Here is a 1,132-nt window from a genome sequence, read left to right on the forward strand (position 1 = left end):
CAATCAAGACCGACCACTCCAATGCCAATCAAGACCGACCACTCCAATGCAACCGATGACGCCGCCGCCTTTCACTAACTTATTAATGAAATGATGAGAATCGGACAGTTACCTACATCACCCCTGGTGACACTCGAAATTTCACCCCACCGACCCGCTTATCTTGCACATGTCGACCAGGGCGTCAACCCTGATGGGGGTCAATTCTGGGATGATTTCTAGCGCGCGGCTCGCGGGCGCATTCTGATTCTGCAATATGTATCGTGACCTGCATAAATGCACCCGTTTCGCCCGGATTATTCCGATTGCGTGGACGCTTTCTAAATTGCGATGTAGCGTCCAAAATCGTCAGGAAGACCAATTCTGGTCTCTTCGGCTAGATCGAATCGAGGGGTTCCACTATGGCAATAATGAAAAGCGCCGTGCTGAAAAAGGCGATGGTGACGGCTGTGGCCACCGCAAGTATCGGCGCTGGCCTGGCTGTCGCCAGTCCCGGCATCGCGTCGGCAGCGCCGTGCGGTTTCTACACTGACGCTGGACGACACTGGTACGACCACTGTGGTCCGACGAACGTCAGGATCCGCATGCATTGGGACAACTTCCTCGCGCCCGACGTCGAGGAAGAAATGTGTGTTGGTCCGGGTAAAACACAGATCGGTACCCCGAACTCCCTGAAGCGCATCACCGGGGCGTGGTACGTCGGCCTCTGCTGATCCCAAGCCAGACACGTGTGGCGGCGCTCCGAACGGGGTGCCGCCACACGCGGTTCGAGGGCGTGGCCACCGCTCATCTGGCTCGCGCAGGCACCTTCATCCCCTGTGATTTTTGAGACGCGTGGGAGCATTGAGGCGTGAAAGCGAAGTCGGAGATGGACCTGACGGAGGAACGGGCCCGAACCCGTTCGCGAGGCTCAGATCCCGRGTCKTCCCGCAACGCGGAGACGGGACGATYGTCGCGMRGYGGCAGGGCGACRGGGTCGCCGCGGACWCGATTCRGGGTGTGGCTTTCGCGGCCGCTGTTCGACTTCCATGTGATCCTGAGCGTGACGGCGTTGCTCGTGACCGTCGGTCTGACGATGGTGTTGTCGTCGTCCAGCGTCGAGTCCTTCGTCTCGTCCGGCTCGCCGTATGCG

At 59.4% G+C, this 1,132-nt stretch carries 1 protein-coding gene; it reads left to right on the plus strand.

What is annotated here, in order from left to right:
* The first annotated feature begins 410 nt into the window (after positions 1-410).
* Complete coding sequence (locus AB4Z09_RS29095; protein WP_442241394.1) at positions 411-713, plus strand: DUF6355 family natural product biosynthesis protein; 303 nt, start codon at positions 411-413, stop codon at positions 711-713.
* The last annotated feature ends 419 nt before the right edge of the window (positions 714-1,132 follow it).

Source organism: Rhodococcus sp. TAF43, assembly GCF_052113525.1.
GTDB lineage: Bacteria > Actinomycetota > Actinomycetes > Mycobacteriales > Mycobacteriaceae > Prescottella.